The sequence below is a fragment of the Brevibacillus laterosporus DSM 25 genome, assembly GCF_002706795.1.
GTDB lineage: Bacteria > Bacillota > Bacilli > Brevibacillales > Brevibacillaceae > Brevibacillus_B > Brevibacillus_B laterosporus.
The window spans coordinates 1,152,647-1,169,909 of record NZ_CP017705.1 but is presented as its reverse complement, the minus strand read 5'-3'; the positions used below and the strand labels follow the sequence as shown (position 1 = coordinate 1,169,909).

The following is a 17,263-nucleotide window of genomic DNA, read 5'->3' as shown; positions in this document are numbered from 1 at the left end:
CTTAGGGGGAAGTAATATGCAAGCTTGGGCTGATTCCGACCCTATTGATTGTACACAGCTTCAAAGGGACAAGAAAAAGGTTCAGAGAGCAATTGACTTTGAAAAGTCACTGGAAGGTAAGCGTCTTACAGGAGAAAGTCCCCAAAACAAAAATCAAACAGGAGTGCTTTTGTATGACAGCGCTAAAGAAACTTGCAACCAGTCCAATACGGGCTGAGATCGAACACCATCTCAAATCATATAACTACACGCTTAGTAAGCTCAGTGAATTGACCAATATCAATACTGGTCATCTAAGTGGGTATTTGAAGGGACATAAGTATAGGAAACTAACACTTGACCAATTGAATGCAATTGGACAAGTGTTTGAAAAACCTGATGGGTGGTTATACGATTTATACGTTGAGGAATACTTCTATAGAGTAAAAATTACTCTCAGACGAGCGAAATCATTTCTGGTGCAATGTGCAGAATTAGGGAGATATGATTGTATTCAGTTGGTAATTCCTCTACTCTTGGAACACCCTGATAAAATTAAAATTTTTTTTGGTGTAGCAGAACAGTTGTTTTACAAAGGGAGACAGAAGGAGTCCATCTTTTTTTACCAATTAGTGGTCGATAACGAAAAAAATATGTTCAAAGAACCAATCATCATGAGTCACTACCGGCTATTTCAACTCTCAGAGAGCACAAACACCGAGGCACTATGGAAGGCTGTTCTTATTTTTGAGCCTGTTCGGAGGGAACTGTCTATATATTGCCAATTGGATGCGCTTTTACGACTAGGAAATCATTGTTGTACATTGCGTAGATGGAAAGAGGTAGAGAAATTTGCGGACGAACTTTTAGAACTTACTAATTTGGTTTACAAAGATGAGCTGTCTAAGAAAAAGAGGGGAAATGGTGACGGAATAGAACTGCTTAATCTTGAGAGTCATTTGGTCGCTTACTATGGTCAGGGCTATCTTTTAAAAGCAGTATCTTTAGAGAAACAAGGGCTGTATGAAGAAGCCAAGGAATTTGTTTCTGGTTATGCTGATCTGAGCTGGTTTGAACTACTTGACGAGTCTGGACAGGCAGAGGTAGCTAAATATAAGAAATTAGCGTTGCTTAACATGTGTAGGCTAGATCTCCTCATGGGAGATACAAGTATACTTCCTGACTTTGTGGAATTCCTTGAATATAACCCAACAGAATTATTGTTTGGTTTTATAACAATCGTGGAATCAGCCAACAAGTATGGATTTTCAATAGACATCATACTAGACAAGTTCTCGAAGGAGATTAACTATTTTGATAATTACCATGATTCAGCCAATGTAGATCGACATCTACAATTTAGGTATCAGTTAGCTGTTTACCATTTAAAAAATAAGCGCCCTAACAGTGGTATCAAAGAAATATTAAGATGCATGACTTTATCTACTGTATTGAATGGCAGTAAAGATTTCATACGATGCGTAGCACTATTTGAAGCGCATAGATACCAAGCATCAGCTCATCAGGAAATAGAATACAAAAAAAAATTGGAGGAGGTGATGCGTGATGAAAGATTAATTGGACGCTCCCAACCCCTCAGTAAGGAACGTCCAACAGTAAAACATTGAAGTATTGTAACTATCTTAGCACAAAATGATTGCGATTTACAAAAATTCACAAAACTTTTAAAAGAATTAGACACTAGTTGGTCGATATGAATAGGCTGTACGGGAAACTTTACAAAGCCCAATAGGGGGAATAATTATAAAGCCGTGTTCCAGCTATTCTTTGAAGACGACTAAAATTCCCCATTATAAACGCTGATCTTCACAAGATGATGAAGTAAATATTTGTAATTTTTTAATCAATTTGGTATATTATAGAAGGAGTGTTATGTATGAAAAAGGAAATATTAACTGGAGTATTATCCGTAACCTTGTTATCAACGGGTATCATTCCAGCAGTAGCTTCAAATAACATTGACTCTAATCTGTCGATCGAACAAAAAAACCAATATGTTCAAGCGGAGATGGACAAAGAAGGACTCTCCTTGTTAGCAGGTTTAAAAGTTGACATGGGGCAATATGTCACCTTGGGTAAAGATAATTTACTACATCTCGATCCTGAAGCTAAGGAACTGATTGGTGAGAAAGCGTATAGTATTTTCGAGCGTGGCGTTAAGACAATCAATGACGCTTTAAACAGCGGAGAATATCAAATACAAAATAACAAATTAGTAAAAACAGACCTAGTACATCCTCAATTTGATCACGAAGAATTTTGGTGGGGAATATCACTGCAATACAATAATAGAGAAACAAAAGAACTTGCCGCTTTGTGTGAAGAATATTCTACTGATTGGTCATTAGCGTCAGCACTTACTGGCTTGGTTCCAGGTGGACAAAGTATAGGTATTGCTTCAGCAATTATGTCATGGGGAAACGCAAAATTTGCAAGAAAACTTACTAGCAAAAATAAGGGGAAAGGTGTAAACGTCGATATAGCTTGGGTACCAGTAGTTATCTCGATCTATGGTAGGTAGTAATTACTTATAGAGATAGCTGGAAGGAGAGAGTTATACTATGGTGTCTTTTTTGACAGCTGTCGTCCTGTTTAGTCTATTAGGTTACCTATATTTCAATTCTGAAGTAAACCCAATGATACTGATCTTATTAGGGATATCAGCTTCCGTAAATGTGTATCGTGGGTTCAAAGAATTAAAGAAAAAATCGTAGTATTTAAAATACGATTTACAGATCGTGTCCCGATAATAACTTTTAAATAGACAAACGTCAGAGTCTCTTGTATTCTGACGTTTGTCTTATTATTTAGATTTAAGTTACACTTTTATTTACAAACTAAATTACTTGTTTTGAGTCTCCTGTCTACTTGCAATCTACATCCGTAGATAATAGTGGCTGACCGCTCGATTACTTACCAGTTGTTGCTGTCTGAACAGTCACTTTGGACTGACCTGCGGCTACAACAGCATTAGTAGCGATAGATTCAACACGGCTGTTAGCAGATTTCAGTTCCTCACGCAATGTTTCGATCATATCTTCCTGAGAACTTACTGTTTCTTCAAGTGTAGCGATGCGGTTTTCAAGAACACGCTTGTCGGCTTTGTTCTCGGCATCCTGCAAACGAATCTCGTTGTCGAAATCTTTCTTCGCATCTGTCTTACCTTTATTGAAGCCTTGTGTTTCCGCTTTAGCCAACAGGTCAGGAATAGCGTCTACCTTAGCTTTAAGTGTTTCCATACTTTGCTCTGCATGGTCGATTGCGTTTTCACGTTCAACTACTTTAGCTTCACGATCAGCTACTTCTTTTACTCGATCTTGTAACTCTGTTTCGAGGCTATCTTCACGAGCACGTTTCTCTTTATTGAACTGGTACAGGTCTTCTTCTTTCTGGCGAGCCAGTTCTTTTTTCCATGTCGCCGCTTGCTCTGCTTTTTCAACTTCAAACTCCTGGCGAGCTTCTTCAATTACAAGTGCGTATGCGTCTAGTAAAGCCTTTTTAGTTTCTTGAGTAGTTTTCTTAGCCATTTTCTCATTTCCCCCTGTTTTCTCTTGTTAGGTTGCTGAAGTGTGGGAGTCAAACCCACTTTGCAACGGGTATGAGCCGCGCTAGAAACCGTCCTAGCCACCAGCAACAGAGACCGTAGGTGGATTTGAACCACCGATACTTTCACCCATTCTATTCGTGAGCAGGAATCGAACCTGCGTGGAAGTGCCCCATAACGGTCATGGCAACGGATACAGGAATCGAACCTGTGCGAACGGCTTCAAAGACCGTTGTTCTACCACTAAACTAATCCCCTACACCCCATATTGGCACACCCTTGTGCGCTGTGAGACTCGCTCACTCGCGTGGTGTGATCTGTTAAAACCTAGATTAGGGATGATTTCGTAGAATCTAACGCTTTTTCAAAAATATTTTCCACTTACTGATCTCCCGAGCACCTTCGTTAGGAAGGGTGATTCCACAATAGGTTGGGTCTTTAATGCAACCGTAGTGGGATTCTTCATTAACCGCTATCCTATGCCATTCTTGGATTAGCTCCGTAGTGCTAAGCATCTTCGCTATCTTCCTCCTGTTCCTTCTTGGCTTCGATATCATTCTCAGACGCTCCGCAGTCAGGGCAGAATGAGTGCTGACAGCAAGGACAACTCACTAGGAAAGACATGCAATCAGGGCAATCGTACATATTAGAATCATCTCCTTTCTTCATTAGAATAGGAAAAAGAGAGGATTTCTCCTCCCTCTCTCTTCTTTATTTGCCAGCCGTAGGTAATGCAGGGAGTTGTGTGATCGTATTACCACCCATTACCTGAGGGTACTTACCATCCCAACGCTTAGCCATTTCGTAGTCGATTAAATGTTGAGTGATAGACTGTTGGAGCTTAGCGTTCGCCTGAGCTGTACCTTGAGCTTCCGCAATCTTGGCTTCGGCGTTACCTTGAGCTTCCACCAACTGCTTTTCAGCAGTTACTTCAGCTTGAGCCTTTTCGATCTTCAACTGCTCAAGCTTGAGCTGTGAGTCAACTAAGGACTGAATAGCCTTGAGAGATTCACCGTCAGGCTCAATTTTACTGAAGTTAAAGGTTTCGATCACGATTCCAACAGAGTCAAGGTCTTTCTTAAATGCTTCCATAACCTTTACGTTAATCTCGCCACGTTTATCACCATATACTTCAAGCACACCGTAATTTGAAGTTATTGTCTGGATGGTAGCAGAGAGGCGGTCTTTCATGTAGGTCGCTTCAATGTCATCATCAGAGCGACCACGGAACTTGGCAAATAAATGTGGTATACGTTTCTCATCCATATGGTAAGAATACATTAACTCGGCTGTTACGACTTTGCCATCCTTCGTTGCTATACGGAATGCACTTTCTCCCTTGTAATGTACGGTTTCAGTGCTAATTGGGTATTCTGTCACTTTTTGAGTAGGATAAACTGTGTGCCAACCAGGTTTCAAGGTTTCTTCCTCTAATCCACCTGAGCGGTCGTATACCACACCAACATACCCAGGGGATATTATGGTTAATGTCAACGCCAGATAGATCAGTACACCAATTATGAGAGTACCTACTAAACTACCACCAAGGACGAACCAGTTACGATTACTCATACAATCTACCCCTCTTCTTTATCTTTTAAATTGTCAATGAACGGTTTTGCTAATCTCCTTACGAACTTCGCTACTCGGACGAAGATCACAGCCGCAAAGAACCAGAAGGCTAGAGCGGCTAAAATCACGCTAAACAAAAGTGCAATCAATGTACCCAATGGCAATCACGTCCCTCTCTGCGATAAGGTTCCCCTCATCGACATGTTGATCTCGGAGGTAATCCGATGTGCAGTCTGTGTGAGTGATCTCACCTCCATGCAGAACGTCAATGTTGTCGCCTTCAACAATGTCTTCCTCGCAGTAGGGGCAGGTCTTACCGATAGGCAGTGGCTCGTCTTTGTGATCGGGAGCCTTAAATCTGTCCATCATTTTATTCCCCCTCACTTCCTCTATACGAGGTCATTCCTTGAGAGTTAAGGCTTTAATTTAATGCAGGTTCTTTCTGTATAAAATGGAATGAACGATTTTTGGAGGCACAGCAAAGGGCTGATAAAGTATTGTGCTCAAATCTATATCATTACTGCTGAAGAGTTCGAGATCAAGGAACGAGCAAAGGAAGTTGCCAAACCATAGATAACTTACCAAATAGACCCGCCCCTCTCATGTAGAGGGGTTTTTCGTGATGCGTTTTGGTGCGTTCAGCCTAACCTAAGAGATAAAGCGAAAGAGGTGAGGTCAATGGCAGAGGAGAGAAATAGTGAACTCTCACTTACCTCGAAGCAAAGCAAGATCGTTAAGTACAAACTTGAGGAAGATGTAGTGAACCTTCGCTTGAGCGGTATGTCCTATCAGCAGATCGCTGACGAGATGAACGCGAGTGGGAAAGTTCCTGATGGTGATCTTCTCGATAAGTACGTGGTCATGCGATTCTTCGAGAAACTTCCTGATATTAACAAACAGATCGTGAAGGAAGACAAACGAAGACTTGTTCAAGTCGTAAACAACCACTTGGATATTATCCATGAGGTAACTTCTCTATTCAATAAAACTAAGGTGCTTCTCGAAGCTATGGAAGAAGATGCTTACGAAAAGGGTAAGTTTGTTAACCCGTACCAGTACAAGGCATTAGTTTCCGAGATGCGAGAGTTCTTGAAGCAAATGACCGAAATTCAGAAAGAGATCAACGACTACAATAACATCCGAAAGTTCATGGAAATTGTCCTATCCACACTTCAAGATGAATGTCCTGAGAAGATTCCTGTGATCGCGGAGAAATTGAAAATGGCTAAGGGAACAACATGGTTTGCAGACATGATGAGGGGGAAGCCGAATGAGTAAGCACGGAGAGCTGACGGTGTTTTGGGGAACTATGTTCGCGGGTAAATCAACAAATCTGATCACCAACTTAAAAGAAGCGGGTGCAGGTGCGATCTGTTTCAAGCCTTACTCAGATAATAGGGACGAGCCTAATGTTATTAGAACGCATGACGGTCTTATGTACCCAGTAACGAGGGTAAAAAAGGCAAGCGAAATACTTCTACACGTTAATCCAGGTCTGACTACTGTGGGAATTGAGGAAGCATCTTTGTTCTACGAAGACCCGACTCTTATACCAACTATTCAAACACTAAGGGAGATCGGAGTTAACGTAGTAGTAACTGGATTGGATATGGACAGGCATGGAGTCCCATTCTCCCAAATGCCCTCTATCGCGGCAATTGCTGATAACTGTTTCAAATTGAGAACTCGGTGCTCGTGTGGGGAGTTTGCTTCACTTAACTACTACAGAGGTGACGGTAGCACATTTGTAGCTCGGGACGACATGTACGAGCCTATGTGCAGAACATGTTTCTCAAAGCAGAAGCCATCCCTTTAACAGGATGGCTTCTCTATAGGAGGGGTATTAATCGTTCTCTACTTTCTCTATACGAAAGAACCTACTGAGAGTTAAGGACGGTGAACATAAATGGGTGATTTTTTAGGGAACTTGATGGACGACTTCATAAATCTTGCGGAAGGTAATATTCAGAAAACAGGTATTTGGCGGGAGGAGCCTGTTGATCTAATAACCTTTTTCTCATCTAAGGACTTCTGTAACGAGAAGCCATACCCTGGTAAGCAGACTGAGCTTTTAGAGAAGTGCAATTCTATCTTATGGTACAAGATGACAGGTGACGAAAAGCTGTGCGCTGAAGACCTCAGACAGATCACAGAGCTTGTTGTGATGTTTGGTAAGGGGTCGGGCAAGGACTTCCTGGCATCGGGTATCTTGGCTTACGTAGGCTACCTTCTGTGCTGTATGAACGACCCTCAGGATTACTTCGGCTTTGGTCAGGATGAGAATATCGACCTTGTAAACGTGGCAATTAATGCCTATCAAGCAAACAACGTATACTTCAAGAAGCTGAAGGCGCGTCTGAACAATTGTCCATGGTTCAAGAGGGTTTCTTCTGAACCTAAAGCTTATAATGAGTTCCAACTCACTAAGAACCAAATCCGATTCTACAAAAACATTACAGCTCACAGTGCCCACTCAGAAGCAGATTCATTTGAGGGATACAATCCTCTCGTTATTATCTTTGACGAGATCGCGGGTTTCGAGTACGACAAGGCTGAGGACGCTTATGCGACTTTCCGTTCCTCCGCTCTCTCTCGTTATGAGAGTAAGGCTTTTATGATTTTCATTTCGTTCCCGCGTTCCCAAGACGACTTTATGTTCAAAAAGTACGAAGAGTATCTGCAAGGAGACCCTGAGGTTTATGGTATGATCGGGAAGACGTGGGAGGTAAACACATCCAAGAGTCAAGCTTCCTTCAAGAAGGACTATGACCGAGACCCTGAAGGCTCTATGATGAAGTATGAGTGTATACCTCCGAAATACAAAGAAGGTCTATTCCAGTTTCCTGAACGAATTGACGAGGTTATCAAGGTTGGGAAGCAGTCGCAATGTCCTAACCTTGTTGTACAGACTAAAATTTCCACACGCACCCTCCAAAACGGTGTAGAGCGCCACTTCCTTGGTCTTGAGTTACATAATCTTGCACTAGACCCTAGCTTCACCTACTACCTTGGTGGTGACGGGGGTGTAGAAACAGACTCCTACTGTATCTCTCTATTCCACGCGGAGCCTACGATTATTCAGATAAATGAGGGTGGAGGGATAATTGAGAAGTGGGTTAATAAGCCTGTAGAAGACCTTATCCTTGAGTGGAAGCCTTCCAAGAAGGAGAGGCTACCTGTTGATCTCCTGAACGTAGCAGAGGTACTTGAGATGATCTGTCAGCAAGTGCATGTTAAGAAGGCAATTTTCGATAAGTTTAACTCCGCAGATGTCGTTCAGCGGCTCATGCAGTACGGGGTTGAAGCCGAGGACAAGAACTGGTCTAATCCGTTCCAATTGCAAATCTACACCAACCTCAAGGGTTTGATCTATACGGGGATGATTGAGCTTCTTGACCATGTAATCCCTGAGGATACTCACATGAACGCCAATGAGGAGCTACGTAACCTCAAGCTTATTAATGGGAATAAGATTGACCACGACAAGGACAAAACTAAAGACTTCTCCGATGCCCGTGCAGGAGCTACTTGGATTTGTTCCATGGATGAAGTCGAGTCAACTGAGCACTTTGCTATGCCAGTAATCCAAGGAGCACGTAGAAAGTCGTAGATGCTTTAGTGCGATAAAATCCTGTTTTTTGGGATATTAAATCCTATTTTTTGGGACGTGAAATCCTGTTTTTTGGGACATGAAATCCCAAAATTTGAGCACAAAGAATATAAAGATGATAATAACCAATCTGAGCATAACCAATGCTAATATTCCCTCGCGTTGCGCGGGACTTTCTTCCAAGGAGTCTACCACTTTTGGTAGGCTCTTTTCTTATACCCTCCCCAACCCCTCCCGCGTCAGGACTTGCGTTGCCGCCTACTTGTTTCGGTCTAGTCTATATAAAGACTAAATAAGGGGAGGAGAAAGTGAATGAAGCAGTTCTTATCGGGATACAGCGGCTCTCACCAGTCGATGTACGTTCTACCGATTGGAGACATCCACTTCGGAAACAGGTACCACAATCCCAAATATCTTGACAAAGCATTGCAGTTTGCTGTTAAGAACCGAAATCGTACTCGCATTCTATTGATGGGAGACTTAATGGAGGTAGCTACTAAGACATCTGTAGGACGGTCTGTTTACGATGAAGCATACCCAACTCAAAGACAGTTTGAGATCGCAGTGGAGACATTTAGACCTGTAGCAGACCTTATAGACATTGTAATCGAAGGTAATCACGAGGAGCGAATCATACGAGACACCTCTTTTGAGATCATGCAAGAGTTTTGTCATCGAATTGGTCGTCCTGATGCTTATGGCAAGTTCTCTGGAATTGTGAACTTCAATCTTGGTAGTGGGCAGACATATTCCACATACGCATGGCACGGAGCCACTGGCGGTACAACGGAATCGTCTGTTATCAATGCCATGTTAAAGATGCGTGAGACTGCAATAGCGCATATGTACTTCATGGGTCACACTCATAAACTCCTGAAGTTTGAACGTGAAGTATTCTTACCCGCGCCTGGGAAAGACGAGCCTGTAGTACTCAAGCAGATGTTCGTCAACACAGGTGCATCCCTCGAACACGGCGGATACGGTGAGCAGAAAGGGTTCCCTGCGAGTCTCCCAGGATACGGAGTAGTTCAACTGTTCGCGGAGGAGCATCGAAAAGTGTTCCACAAGATTGATGACTTGATTTAAGAGGAGGTGTGACGAGTGGGTTTACTTGATAGATTTACAAGCCTGTTCCGCAGGAAGAAGCCCGAGCAACAAAGCCGACAGACCTATCAGCAGTATCAGCAGAAGGCTCCCGAAAAGAAGGGGTTCTTCGGTAATCTGTTCGGTGGCGGTAGTAAGCGCGGTCAACGACTTGCCGCAGGTGAGATTATAACCAGTAGTGACCCGTTGTGGACGGGTGAAAGCACTTCTGAGTTTGGCGGCACCCGTACCACGATTCCTAAGTTTGCATCGGGCGGCGGTGGCGCGGGTGGTGCATTACCTCGGAGAGTTCAGAGGGACATGCGTCTTGATGATCGGAGCTTGTCAGGCTCTTCCATTGAAGACCTTATCGACATCCTTATGGATGCTCACCCTGATATGTCCTTTGCGCTTTGGAACTTCCTGCGACTTGGGCGAGGAAAGTTCACCACAAAGGTGTACAAGGTCGGCAGTGATAAGAACGACAAGGCAGGGGAGAAGCTGATTCAACAGCTTTTCCAACGGCTTGAAGCTCCTAACATCATGCAATTTGAGCCATCTCACTCAATTCATAAGGTTCTGAACCAGTTGTTGCTTAGCGTGGTCACCCGTGGGGCGGGGGCACTTGAATTGGTTCTGACCCAGGATTTGCAGAACGTGGCTTTCCTGGCACCAGTTGACCCAGGGACGATCACATTCAAGTTTGAGCAAGACCGCTACGTGCCGTACCAAGACACTGACAAGGTAAACCTGGACATTCCTACGTTCCTGTACGAGACACTAGATGCCCGCGTAGACGACCCTTACGGACGATCTCCGCTACTGGGAGCAATTAACACGGTAATGTTCCAGATGCAGGTCTTGAACGACATCAAGGCGGTTGTCCATAACCAAGGTTATCCGAGGTTTGACATTACGATTCTTGAGGATGTTCTTCTACAAAGGATGCCTGTGAACATTCGAAATAACGAATTGGCAAAACAGAAGTGGTTGAATGAGAAGCTGAAAGAAATTATCGACATGTACAACAACCTGGAAGTCGATGACACGTTTGTTCACTTCAACAGCATCGAGATCGGAATGGTTGGTGGTAAGGGCGGCAGTGGTGGCGGTTCCTTGATCGACCCTGAGAAGCTGATGCGTGCTATAGATGGACTCATCACAGCAGGTCTCAAGACGCTCTCCACGATCTTGGGTAGACGCTCCACTGGTAACACTGAAAGCTTTGCCAAGATGGAGATTAAGCTCTACCTGAAGGGCGTAGAAGCCATGCAAGAGGTTGTCGAGCGTATTATGAGTCGCGCACTCACGCTGTACCTCAACATCATGGGTAAGCAAGGAATCGTGGAGTTTAAGTTCGAGCCAGTTGAAATCCGCACAGAGCTTGAGCAAGCACAATTCGAGCAAATAGCACTTCAAAACTGGGCGTACAAGCGTGACCAAGGATGGATTGACCAAGAAATGGCATCTATTGGTGCTGTGGGAACTCCTGCGGTGGCTGAGCCTGACTGGGAGCACTTGGGTAAGAGTACGGTTCAGAACAAGGATGGAAGTGACACGAAAGGAACCACAGACGAGAAGGACGCGACAGACCCCTCAGACACGACCAAGTGACGTTTGAGGAGAAGTGTCTACTCTAAGTTTAGAATAGATGAATCAAGGAGGTGTTCACATGCCAAGACCAACACCCGAGCAACTTGAGCGAATCAATAAATTCACTGCACGAGAGTTGACTACTGAGGAAGTATATGTCTTCCCCAACATGATGATTGACGATCAGGTGACTGCTTATTCGTCCAAGTTGCACCCGAACCTCCTTCGAAAATTCGTCAAGGACGCGAACAAAGGGGTAGGACTTCTTATGAACCATAACAGCAGAAGTCTACCCGTAGGTCGCTCTTTTGGTGCGGATATTCGTGAGGAGTTTGACGAGGAGTATGGGTACACACAATCTGTCTACGGACAGTTCTATATCGACCTTGGTAGGCAGACCGAGAGCGGTATGAGCACTGATGACATTGTTAAAGGGATTGACGCAGGTACGATCTTCGATACGTCCATTGGATTCAATGCAACACAGTGGAACTGCACAATCTGTAATCACGACATTAGAGATTACATAAACTGCTCTCACTTTCCTGGTGAGAAGTACGAGGTTAAAGGTGAAGATGGAGTTTACCGTACCGATACTTGTTACGTTATGGCGGGCGAGGACGGAGATGGTGAACTGTTAGAGAACTCCCTCGTGTATTCGGGTGCTTGTAATAGAGCCGCAATCAAGAATAACTTTTCTCGTGGTGGTGGCGTTAGCGGAGAAACCAAAGGTTCTAAACTACACTTAGTAGAGAACTTCAAAAACATTCCGTTAAACGCGACCATTACCCAGTATTACACGAAAGACGGTTCTGTACTATTTACGGATACTGATGATCGCACTGACGGTGCTGAATATCTGAAGCAAAGGAGTGAATCCGAAGTGGAATATGCAAAAATCCAAGCTATGTTCTCACAAGTAGGTGTTGAGATCACTGAAAACCTGACTGCTGATGAACTTACTGCAAAGGTTAAAGAAGCGTTCTCAGCAAAAGACTCGCAAGTTCAAACTTTGACTGCTGAACTTGAATCTGTTCGCGGTGAACTAGCTACAGCAACTACGGATTTAGAAGCTGAGAAACAACTATCTGCAACTAAAGACCAGGCTATCGAGGAACTTACTCGCACGAACGAGGAGCTGACGGAGAAGGCTGAACTGGGAAACACATATCGGCAAGACTTGACTAATCAAGCACTTGAGCTAGGTGTTCGCGCACAAGGCAATGCCTTTAACTCGAAGATGTACGAGAAGTTCTTGGGTACATTGTCTGTTGCTGAAATCAAGGAAGTCATTCAAGGATTTGATGCTGAAGTGAACACTCGCTTCTCAGGAGCGCGAGTTAGTGACGGAAGTACTGGTGGAGAGCAACGATTGAATAATGGTACTCCAAAGTCTCGTGAAGATTTCGAGAATGAGACAGAGTTTCGAAACTTCGTAGCCGATGAAGCTACCAAGTACTCAAAGGAACAAGGTGTTTCGATCACAGAAGCAACTAAGTTCATGTTTAAGAAATATTCTAAACAAGATGGGAGTGCTGAGTAATGGCAGGTCAATTCACGAGACATCAAAAGTCTTACCGCATTGATGCGAATAACGTCAACCCTGACACAGGGAAGAACGAGATTCCTCTGTACCGCATTGTCGAGCACAGCGGCGAAGACTTGACGAAGCTTGCAGGTGCCAACACTATCCCGTTGGGTGTCGCTGACAATGACGAACGAGTGGATGACCCGTTGCGTGATGGTGGTTCTCAAGCAGGACGCCAAATTGCAATCAAACTGGAAGGTATCGCAAGTATCAAATTGGCGGGTACCGTAGCGGTTACTGATCGCATCTACACGGTTGCAGGTGGTAAGGGTGATTCCGTGGACAACGCTCCTGCGGGCACTTACAACGTCTTAGGCTTCGCTGAAAAGGGCGGGGTTGCAGGTGATGTAATCCCTGTACGGATGTCGTACCACTTGTTCACAAAGTAATAACTGGGCTTCGGAGACGGAGCCTTCTTATCCTAATATTAACTAAGGAGTGACATAGATGCCAACAGTTCAGAAGGTGCATATCGACAAACCCTTGTCGAACATCTCCATCGGCTACAAGAACGAAGCGTATATCGCTGACCAAATCTTCAAACCGTTGGAAGTAAAGAAGCAGTCTGACCGTTACTACGTATACGGTATGGAGAAGTTCCGTACTCATAACGACCTTCGTGCCCCTGGTACAGAAGCGAATGAGATCAACTGGACGCTTTCCAATGATACGTACTTCACCGAAGGACATGCCCTCCGTCACGCTATTGCTGACGAAGAAAAGGCAAACGCAGATGAGGAGTTCGACCTCGAAACCGAGGGTACAGAGCTTGTTACCGAAGGTATCCTCTTGAATAAAGAGGTTGACGCGGCTAACCAAGTAATGAACGCGAACAACTATCACAATGATCTGCGGCTGACTCTCGGTACGGCAGGTACGTACAAGTGGAGTGACTACGAGAACTCCGACCCAATCCTGGACGTTCACAAGGCAAAGGAAGCACTTCACCAGAAATCGGGTATTCGTCCTAACACGATGATTATGTCCGAGCAAGTCATGAACGTGCTGAAACTTCACCCTAAGATCAAGGAAGTCATCAAGTATGTTGAGCGTGGAATCATCTCCACTGAACTGCTAAAAGCAGTGTTTGGCGTTGATAACTTCTTGGTCGGTTCAGCGCTAGTGTCTGACGCGACCAACGCAGGGTCTTACCAGCCTGGACAGCGTGAAGACCTGAACTACATTTGGGGAACCTCGGTAGTTCTTGCATACATTGCTCCACGTCCAGGCAGGAAGCAAGTGTCGCTTGGATACAGCTTCATGTGGAACAAAGACGGTAACGGTGCTGTCCAAGTGCGTAAGTGGTACGAGGTTGGTCGTAAGGCTACCATCGTAGAAGCTGAGCGTTGGTACAACCAAAAGATGATCTCGGATGTTGCGGGCTTCATCTTCGCAGATGCGGTAATTCCGTTCAGCGGCTAATCCGCGTCACAATAGGTCGCTACTGTAAGGCTATCGCCTAGCGGTAGCGACCTTTCTTATTCTAAACCAATTGAGGAGGGCTAACCCCTATGAAGAAGGCTGACGTAATCAAGGCACTCAAAGACCTCGGTGTACCTGCTGAGCAGATCGAGGAAATGGAATACAACGAGCTGAAAGCATTGCTCAAGGAGAAGGAGGAGGTTCAGGATGGACAAGCAGATGCAGGAACTCAAGGTGAAGAAGGGGGAACTGGCAAAGCAGTTGTCGAGAAAGAACAGCTTAAAGCCTCAAGCAATGATGGTACAGACAAAGCTAACAACGCTGAACCGCTAGTTGCTTTCGACTATCATCTACGACTGTACGAGAACAAGATCATCAGCGTACATCCGCAAGCTAAGCGGGTGGTCATCACAAACTTGGGTGAGGGAGACCTTTACTCGGATGTGGACGCGATTAGCTTCGACCCTGCTGACCGATTGGAGCCAGGAGCTTCTAAAGAGTTTAAGGGAGCCAACAAGGTGTTCGTTCGATCTGCAAGCCGACCAACGGTACGTATCGAGCAGTTTACTAACTAAGGAGGAGGGGCACCATGCTAATTCTAAGCGAAGGTTATGAGACATCTGTCAGGTCTAAGTTGGGGGCTAAGGAGTCTGAGCTTCCTAACCAGGAGATCAACCAACCTCTAATAACTGACCTCGCTGAAGCTGTGATTACCAAACGGGTGCCCAAGTACTCCGAAATCACTGATGCTGTCGATCTCCTACTTATTAAAAATGCTGTGGTCTGTTATATCTGCTACTTGGTTTGCCCGAGCATGTCACGGCGGGTGAACCAAGAGGTATCGACCATTGATGTGAAGTGGAAGAAGGACAAAGTGGACTGGGATGAAAGGGCACAGCAGTTCTTGGCTGATTGTGAGAACTCCTTAGGTCAGATCAGTACGGTAGAGGTGGACAACGGAAACGGTGATGCCGCATTGCTGACGGTCATCAAGTCCAACCGTAACTGGGATTCGGGAGCGTGATTAAGTGAAGGACATCAAACGACAAATCATTCTTGATGAGGGCACTCCCGTAGAGGTTATCGACTCCACGGGATCTGTTGTTGAATCTACAACTGCGCTCGTAGGTAAGGCAAACAAGGTTTCCTACGCTGAAATCTCCCTGGAAGCCCACAGGCAAGGGCAGTTCATTCCCGAGGTAGCTGTGGGGAACGGGAACCTAATCCGAAGCGTTATAACGGACACTCACTACCTCGTACTTGCTTCAATGGATGAGATCGTCCAGGCAGAGAAGATCGCCACCATCTGTCGGATGCTTGAGTGCAATAGCGGTATGACCCTTGAGCGAATTGAGGAGACCGCTGATGATAACGGGAACATCAAGAAGACTCCCGTTAAGGTGGCAGACAACCTAAAAGTCTATGTCGAGTCGGGGCGGGCGACTATCGAGCAGAAGAAGCCAGGACTACAGCCTGAAGTGGAGTTCCGCGTATACGCTCCGCTGATTGATGTAAGGCTCCTCGACAAGATCACATTGGACATCAACGGTAAGCAGGTACCTTTCAAGGTAGATGCCGTGGACTATGTTAGTTTTGCAGGTGTTGTCATTGCTGATGTTTGCACTGAGACAAGGAAGTGATGCGAATGGCGCGAGGAGGACGAGGAAGACCGTCACAAAAGAATAATATTATCTACTTCCAAGAGCAAGAGTTTTTGATTGCACTAAAGAGTGCTCTGAAGGAATCGACCATGACTATCAGGCAGAACATCCTTGCTACTGCTCTTGCAAATGCAAGGAAACTCGACATGAGGGAAAAGAAGACAGTTCGTATAGAAGGACAGCCTATCACGAGTGACCGTGACCGAAGAAACGATTTGATAAAGTCCATTGTGGCTCTACAGACTGAGTGGTTGTCAAGCTCTGTCGGTGGTAAAGCCAATACACTCTTGAGGATGGGTGTAGGGGCAATGGAGCAGGACGCATCGTTTAAGAAGTCGTATGTGGGTCTCTACTACGAGTACGGTATTGGGGGAAAGCAAGACCCTTCAGGTTACTGGATTGAAGTTATGGCTGACCCTAACCCTTGGCGTAGTCCAGGGCAGTATTCTGTAACAAGGTCTAAATTCAAACCTGAAGGGAGGAAAGGACGTTGGCGAGACCTCGGTGGGAACATACGTATCACTAAATCACCAAGGGGTGGTGAGAGGAATCCAGTATTAAAGAGGATTGGGCAAGACTTTAGCGCACAGTTTTGGTTTCGGAGTGCCTTTAAACAGTTCTCGACCAAGAAGTTTGTCCTAGACCAGTACAAGGCGGCAATCAATAAGGTAGACCCGAGAAAGTATATCGTTTCCAAAAAGACATTTACTCTCGGAAAAGACTAGAGGTGGAAAACTAAATGGCAGTAGTTGATTTGTATAACGGTATCTACAAGGTGTTAGCGAATGACACTGACGTTCTAAACTACTTAGGAGTAGGGGGTAGTACTAATAATCTCACGAAGGCAAGACGCATTCAGAAGCGTTCTAAGCCTACTAACTTGGTTGAGGATAACGTCCCACTCGTGGCTTTCTATACACCTAACGGAGGTCGCAATCCTGATAATCACTATGTGTACGTTTGCCCATTTGTCTTCGACATCTACACCAATGATGATGTGGATGCCGCACAGCGATTAGCAAATCGAATCATTAAGTTGTTTGATGGTGAGCTACACCCAATGCAAGGAATCGAGAGTTTCGAGTCTTATTTCGTTCAAGGATTCGAAACCGATGTGGATGTCACAAATATGTATTGCTTCACGGTAGTCATCGAGTTCTCGGTGACTCTTGAGGAGTAACTTTTACTAA

20 protein-coding genes and 1 tRNA gene are annotated in these 17,263 nt (G+C 44.8%); 16 read left to right on the top strand and 5 right to left on the bottom strand.

Features of this window, described 5'->3' with window-relative positions; translation table 11 throughout:
* Positions 1 to 16 precede the first annotated feature (16 nt).
* From BrL25_RS05545 to BrL25_RS05535, 3 genes are all read left to right on the top strand, one after another.
* On the top strand, positions 17 to 217 hold the full coding sequence (locus BrL25_RS05545; RefSeq protein ID WP_018671604.1) for a hypothetical protein: 201 nt from the start codon (positions 17 to 19) through the stop codon (positions 215 to 217).
* Positions 174 to 1,607: a hypothetical protein gene (locus tag BrL25_RS05540; protein WP_018671605.1), complete on the top strand. Its 1,434-nt coding sequence runs from the start codon at positions 174 to 176 to the stop codon at positions 1,605 to 1,607. The genes BrL25_RS05545 and BrL25_RS05540 overlap by 44 nt, the downstream gene beginning before the upstream one ends.
* 269 nt (positions 1,608 to 1,876) lie before the next feature.
* Entirely contained in the window at positions 1,877 to 2,521 is a 645-nt protein-coding gene (locus BrL25_RS05535; protein ID WP_018671606.1) for a hypothetical protein, read from the top strand.
* Between the two features lie 388 nt (positions 2,522 to 2,909).
* On the opposite strand, the gene BrL25_RS05530 is transcribed toward BrL25_RS05535, so the two are convergent.
* From BrL25_RS05530 to BrL25_RS24675, 5 genes are all read right to left on the bottom strand, one after another.
* Complete coding sequence (locus BrL25_RS05530) at positions 2,910 to 3,527, bottom strand: hypothetical protein (protein WP_018671608.1); 618 nt, start codon at positions 3,525 to 3,527, stop codon at positions 2,910 to 2,912.
* 201 nt (positions 3,528 to 3,728) lie between these two features.
* Positions 3,729 to 3,802, bottom strand: a tRNA-Gln gene (locus tag BrL25_RS05525).
* 95 nt (positions 3,803 to 3,897) lie between these two features.
* Positions 3,898 to 4,059: a hypothetical protein gene (locus tag BrL25_RS24680; RefSeq protein ID WP_018671609.1), complete on the bottom strand. Its 162-nt coding sequence runs from the start codon at positions 4,057 to 4,059 to the stop codon at positions 3,898 to 3,900.
* 196 nt (positions 4,060 to 4,255) lie between these two features.
* Complete coding sequence (locus BrL25_RS05520) at positions 4,256 to 5,116, bottom strand: prohibitin family protein (RefSeq protein WP_018671611.1); 861 nt, start codon at positions 5,114 to 5,116, stop codon at positions 4,256 to 4,258.
* Between the two features lie 5 nt (positions 5,117 to 5,121).
* Positions 5,122 to 5,280 carry a hypothetical protein gene (locus tag BrL25_RS24675; RefSeq protein ID WP_155803009.1) on the bottom strand — a complete coding sequence of 53 codons (159 nt, stop codon included), beginning with the start codon at positions 5,278 to 5,280 and terminating at the stop codon, positions 5,122 to 5,124.
* A gap of 514 nt (positions 5,281 to 5,794) precedes the next feature.
* Between BrL25_RS24675 and BrL25_RS05510 the strand changes: the two genes are divergently transcribed.
* The 13 genes from BrL25_RS05510 to BrL25_RS05450 all read left to right on the top strand — a co-directional run bounded on the left by BrL25_RS05510 (position 5,795) and on the right by BrL25_RS05450 (position 17,253).
* Positions 5,795 to 6,394, top strand: coding sequence for a hypothetical protein (locus BrL25_RS05510; protein ID WP_018671613.1), 600 nt, complete (start codon positions 5,795 to 5,797; stop codon positions 6,392 to 6,394).
* On the top strand, positions 6,387 to 6,932 hold the full coding sequence (locus BrL25_RS05505) for a thymidine kinase (RefSeq protein WP_018671614.1): 546 nt from the start codon (positions 6,387 to 6,389) through the stop codon (positions 6,930 to 6,932). The genes BrL25_RS05510 and BrL25_RS05505 overlap by 8 nt, the downstream gene beginning before the upstream one ends.
* A 90-nt stretch (positions 6,933 to 7,022) precedes the next feature.
* Entirely contained in the window at positions 7,023 to 8,726 is a 1,704-nt protein-coding gene (locus BrL25_RS05500; RefSeq protein ID WP_018671615.1) for a hypothetical protein, read from the top strand.
* 312 nt (positions 8,727 to 9,038) lie between these two features.
* Complete coding sequence (locus BrL25_RS05495) at positions 9,039 to 9,812, top strand: metallophosphoesterase (protein WP_018671617.1); 774 nt, start codon at positions 9,039 to 9,041, stop codon at positions 9,810 to 9,812.
* Between the two features lie 15 nt (positions 9,813 to 9,827).
* A complete protein-coding gene (locus tag BrL25_RS05490; protein ID WP_018671618.1) occupies positions 9,828 to 11,423 on the top strand; it encodes a hypothetical protein in 1,596 nt (531 codons plus the stop codon).
* Positions 11,424 to 11,481: 58 nt separating this feature from the next.
* The gene (locus BrL25_RS05485; RefSeq protein ID WP_018671619.1) at positions 11,482 to 12,945 is read left to right on the top strand and encodes a GumC domain-containing protein; all 1,464 of its coding nucleotides are present in this window, start codon (positions 11,482 to 11,484) and stop codon (positions 12,943 to 12,945) included.
* A 119-nt stretch (positions 12,946 to 13,064) separates the two neighbouring features.
* Positions 13,065 to 13,379 carry a hypothetical protein gene (locus BrL25_RS05480; protein WP_155803012.1) on the top strand — a complete coding sequence of 105 codons (315 nt, stop codon included), beginning with the start codon at positions 13,065 to 13,067 and terminating at the stop codon, positions 13,377 to 13,379.
* Between the two features lie 58 nt (positions 13,380 to 13,437).
* Complete coding sequence (locus BrL25_RS05475; RefSeq protein WP_018671621.1) at positions 13,438 to 14,412, top strand: major capsid protein; 975 nt, start codon at positions 13,438 to 13,440, stop codon at positions 14,410 to 14,412.
* A gap of 89 nt (positions 14,413 to 14,501) precedes the next feature.
* A complete protein-coding gene (locus tag BrL25_RS05470) occupies positions 14,502 to 14,987 on the top strand; it encodes a hypothetical protein (RefSeq protein ID WP_018671622.1) in 486 nt (161 codons plus the stop codon).
* Between the two features lie 14 nt (positions 14,988 to 15,001).
* Positions 15,002 to 15,436, top strand: coding sequence for a hypothetical protein (locus BrL25_RS05465; protein ID WP_018671623.1), 435 nt, complete (start codon positions 15,002 to 15,004; stop codon positions 15,434 to 15,436).
* 4 nt (positions 15,437 to 15,440) lie between these two features.
* Positions 15,441 to 16,052: a hypothetical protein gene (locus tag BrL25_RS05460; RefSeq protein ID WP_018671624.1), complete on the top strand. Its 612-nt coding sequence runs from the start codon at positions 15,441 to 15,443 to the stop codon at positions 16,050 to 16,052.
* The gene (locus tag BrL25_RS05455) at positions 16,052 to 16,798 is read left to right on the top strand and encodes a hypothetical protein (protein ID WP_157775847.1); all 747 of its coding nucleotides are present in this window, start codon (positions 16,052 to 16,054) and stop codon (positions 16,796 to 16,798) included. Before BrL25_RS05460 ends, BrL25_RS05455 begins: the two co-directional genes overlap by 1 nt.
* Positions 16,799 to 16,812: 14 nt before the next feature.
* Positions 16,813 to 17,253: a hypothetical protein gene (locus BrL25_RS05450; RefSeq protein ID WP_018671626.1), complete on the top strand. Its 441-nt coding sequence runs from the start codon at positions 16,813 to 16,815 to the stop codon at positions 17,251 to 17,253.
* Positions 17,254 to 17,263 lie beyond the last annotated feature (10 nt).